The 4154-nt window shown below is 42.6% G+C and carries 4 protein-coding genes; 3 read left to right on the forward strand and 1 reads right to left on the reverse strand.

Annotation, left to right across the window (positions count from 1 at the left end; genetic code table 11):
* The first annotated feature begins 73 nt into the window (after window positions 1-73).
* Genes HGJ98_RS05895 through HGJ98_RS05905 form a run of 3 tightly spaced genes read left to right on the forward strand, consistent with a single transcriptional unit; the run spans window position 74 to window position 3764 of the window.
* Window positions 74-1093 (forward strand): ABC transporter ATP-binding protein, encoded by a 1020-nt coding sequence (locus tag HGJ98_RS05895; RefSeq protein ID WP_291350132.1) that lies wholly within the window; start codon window positions 74-76, stop codon window positions 1091-1093.
* Window positions 1090-2199 (forward strand): ABC transporter ATP-binding protein, encoded by a 1110-nt coding sequence (locus HGJ98_RS05900; protein WP_291350133.1) that lies wholly within the window; start codon window positions 1090-1092, stop codon window positions 2197-2199. Before HGJ98_RS05895 ends, HGJ98_RS05900 begins: the two co-directional genes overlap by 4 nt.
* 14 nt (window positions 2200-2213) lie before the next feature.
* Complete coding sequence (locus HGJ98_RS05905) at window positions 2214-3764, forward strand: alkaline phosphatase family protein (RefSeq protein WP_291350134.1); 1551 nt, start codon at window positions 2214-2216, stop codon at window positions 3762-3764.
* A 19-nt stretch (window positions 3765-3783) separates the two neighbouring features.
* On the opposite strand, the gene HGJ98_RS05910 is transcribed toward HGJ98_RS05905, so the two are convergent.
* A partial coding sequence (locus HGJ98_RS05910; protein WP_291350135.1) for an SPASM domain-containing protein occupies window positions 3784-4154 on the reverse strand: 371 nt, incomplete at its 5' end.

Here is a 4154-nt window from a genome sequence, read left to right on the forward strand (position 1 = left end):
TTTAATTTTATGGGAGATGGCTTGCGGGATGCCGCGGATCCCTTCGCAAAATAAAAAAAGGAGAAGACTCGAAATGGAGAAAGAACTTTTACTGCAGGTAAAGAATTTGCAAATTTCCTGGCTGTTGGATAAAGCCCTTATTCCCATCGTCTGCGGTTTAGATTTCAGTCTTAAATCAGGAAAGGTGTTAGCCCTTGTGGGTGAAAGTGGTTGCGGTAAGAGCGTTACTTCTCTGTCCCTTCTCCGTCTTTTAGCAAAAGAATTAAAAATAGTAGGTGGTGAAATTCTGTTTTACGGACAAAATGATGAGAAAACATTGGACATGGCTAAAGTTAATCCCAGAGGGAAGGATATTCAAAAAATTCGCGGGGGTGCGGTATCGATGATATTTCAAGAGCCCATGAGTTCCTTTTCACCACTGTACACCATCGGGTACCAAATAATGGAAGTCATACAACTTCATAAAGATGTTTCCAAAAAAGAAGCTAAGAGAATTACGGTTGAGCTTTTGAAAAAAGTTGGAATCGCCGATGCCAAGAACGCAGTTGACCGCTATCCCTATGAATTTTCCGGCGGGATGCGCCAGCGTGCTATGATTGCAAAAGCGCTTTCCTGTGATCCGTTACTTCTGATTGCTGACGAACCGACGACAGCCCTTGATGTTACCATACAGAATCAGATTCTCAATCTAATGTGTGATATGAAGCAGGAGTTCAGGACCTCAATCATCTTCATTACCCACGACCTGGGTGTAGTGGGACAAATGGCCGATGAGGTTGCTATTATGTACATGGGTAGGATTATTGAACAGGGGATTACGAGAGAAATATTTAAGAACCCAAAACATCCCTATACCATAAAATTACTTGATGCTGTTCCACGTCTGGGAGATTTGGAAGCCCGTAGGCGTCTGGAGACCATTCAAGGAAATGTTCCCGGTTTGTTTGATCGCCCATCCGGCTGTGCATTTCGCCCCAGGTGCGATTATTTTATATCCGGTATTTGTGACACTACTTTTCCAGATCTCAGGGAAGTTTCTAAAGACCACTTCGCTGCCTGTTATCTGTATGGATATGGAGAGAGTAATAGATGAGTATATTAATTGATATTAAAGATTTAAAAGTGTATTTCCCAGTGGGTCAGAGTAAACTGTTTAATAAAAATAAATCTTTTTTACGAGCAGTTGATGGTGTAAGCTTCAAGATTCACAAAGGTGAGAGCCTTGGGCTTGTTGGAGAAAGCGGGTCAGGCAAAACTACTCTTGGCCGCTCAATTCTCCGTCTAATTGAACCTACCAATGGCCAGATCATATTTAAAAATGAAAACGAAATGATGGACATTATTGCTCTAAAGCGTAATAAGCTGCGTAAACAATGGCGGCATATGCAGATGATTTTTCAGGATCCCTATTCATCACTTAATCAGCGGATGACCGTGAAGGAAATTATCGGTGAGCCTCTTATCGCAAATCGCCTTGCGAGTGGCAAGGAAATAGATAAACAAGTTGAGGAAATTGCCCTCCTTTGCGGGCTTAAAACGAGACAGCTCAGCCGCTATCCCCATGCATTTAGCGGGGGTCAGCGTCAACGGATTGCTATTGCAAGAGCGCTGGTTATGCATCCGGAATTTATTGTTTGTGATGAACCGGTTTCAGCGTTGGATGTTTCTATTCAGGCGCAGATATTAAACCTTTTAAAAGATTTACAACAGCAATTGAGCCTTACTTATCTGTTTATTGCACATGATTTGAGTGTAGTTTCTTATGCCTGTAATCGGGTTGCCGTTATGTACCTTGGTCGATTGGTTGAAATGGCCATTACCGAAGAGATATACTATACACCAAAACATCCTTATACCGAATCGCTTATGTCGGCGATTCCACCCGACGATCCGGATTTGCCTATGCAGAAGGCTTTACTTAAAGGGGAGCAGCCCAGTCCGGTCAACCCGCCTTCGGGTTGTACTTTTCACCCCCGTTGTCCCTATGCGGATAACCATCGTTGTAAAAGTGAAGTACCGGAGTTCCGAGAAATATCTAATGGGCATTTCGTCTCCTGCCATTATGCGGAAAAGCTTTCTCTCAAAGGTGCTTTGGAACATCAAACAACAGTAGACCTTAGAGGCGTTGAGAACAATCAGCAGATTGATGATATGCATAAAAAGCGCAATAAGATCATCACGAACCAAAAGAAACAATAATTGATGGTGATATTATGGAATCGAAAAATTTCTTGTTCATTACTGCAGATCAGTGGCGAGCCGAGTGTTTATCTGTCCTGGGGCATCCGACCGTTAAAACACCGAATCTCGATGCTTTAGCAGCCGATGGCGTTCTATTCCGAAACCACTTTGCTCAGTGTATACCGTGTGGCCCAAGCCGGGCATCAATTTTTACCGGGATGTATCTACAAAATCATCGGTCGCTGGAAAACGGGACACCACTTGATGCACGCCACACTAATATTGCACTGGAATTCAAGAAACTTGGTTATGACCCTGCTCTTGCGGGATATACTGATACCACACCGGACCCGCGCTTATATCCACCTCATGATCCAAGACTAAAGACCTATGAGGGTATACTCCCTGGATTTAAATGTCTGGCAATGTCTAGTGAAAATTTCCCTGAATCCTGGGCGCAGTGGTTGAGAGAACGTGGCTACAAGGTACCTGAAAATCTTCGCGATCTTTATTATAAATCTGTGGAGGGATATCCCGGGGTTGAAGAGCGCGGGAAAACCTACGCACCTGCACCATATTCAAAAGAAGAAAGCGAAACTGCTTTTGTGACTGATAAAGCTGATAAATTCCTTCGTAATCCGGGTACCAGACCATGGTTCCTTCATATCAGTTATTTGAAACCGCATCGGCCGTATCTTGCACCCGAACCTTATAATTGGCTCTACCATCCAGATGATGTTCCGGATTTTAAGCGTGCATCTTCACCGGAAGAAGAGGCAAATCAGCATCCCTTCCTTGCTTTCCAATTAGAAAAGAATTTAAATAGCGGTTATTATTCTGCCAGTATGTACCCCAGAGATGAGAAATCGATGCGGCAATTACGCGCTACATATTACGGACTGATGACAGAGGTTGACGAAAATATAGGCAGGATTATAAACCTTCTCAAGGAGACCGGCCAGTACGAAAACACAGTTATAGTTTTCACCAGCGACCATGGCGTACAATTAGGAGACCATTATTTATTAGGACAAGGACCTTACTTTGATCAGACTTTTCATGTGCCTCTAGTTATACGGGCACCGGATGGAAAAAGGCAGCAGCAGCGCGGTCGTGTGATAAACGCATTTACCGAGAACATCGATATCTTTCCAACTATTATGGATATGTTTGGTGCTGACATTCCGATACAGTGTGATGGCCGTTCCCTTGTTCCTTTCCTTATAGGTAAAACACCGGAAAGATTCCGCACTGAAGTACATTGGGAGGTCGATTTCCGCTATTCGGGTTATCTGCCACCAGGCAAAGAACCGGTTATTAACTTTGATGAATATTCCCTTAATGTTATCAGGGATGAACATTACAAATATGTGCACTTTGTAGCCATGCCACATCTTCTTTTCGATCTTAAGAAAGACCCGGAGGAGTTGCATAATTTGGCAGAAGATCCGGCATATACGGCGATAGTCCTTAAATATGCCCAAAAGATGCTATCCTGGCGGATGACGAACGATGAACGTACCTTGACCTATATGATAATAGGGCCAAAAGGTGTAGTTAAGCGACCACGATCTTATAAGTAGATAAACTTAGGGATTGTTTCTACGAGGTTTCATATCTGTTAGCTAAAAAAAGTTTATATTCAGTTACCGGTACTCTACGTCTTACACATTCTGAAATAGCTGTAAAAACTGGTTCTGTATATGAATAAAACATTCTATATCCCTCGCATACCCAGTTTAAACCGGTTTCTCCGGAAGGTGTTTTCCTTAACCGGTTGGAAGGGCATCCCCCGTAACAAAATTTAAGATAAGGACATTCTTTGCAGATAAGGGGTAGGGATTTTATTTTATTCAGGCCAAATCTCTTTTGAAAATCAGAATCTACCATATTGGCTAAGCTTTTTGAATGAATATTTCCCAGCAGATTTTCTCTAAATACAAAATGATCACAGCTATACAGATTACCATTAT

The organism is Desulfosporosinus sp. (genome assembly GCF_014237355.1).
Taxonomy (GTDB): domain Bacteria; phylum Bacillota; class Desulfitobacteriia; order Desulfitobacteriales; family Desulfitobacteriaceae; genus Desulfosporosinus.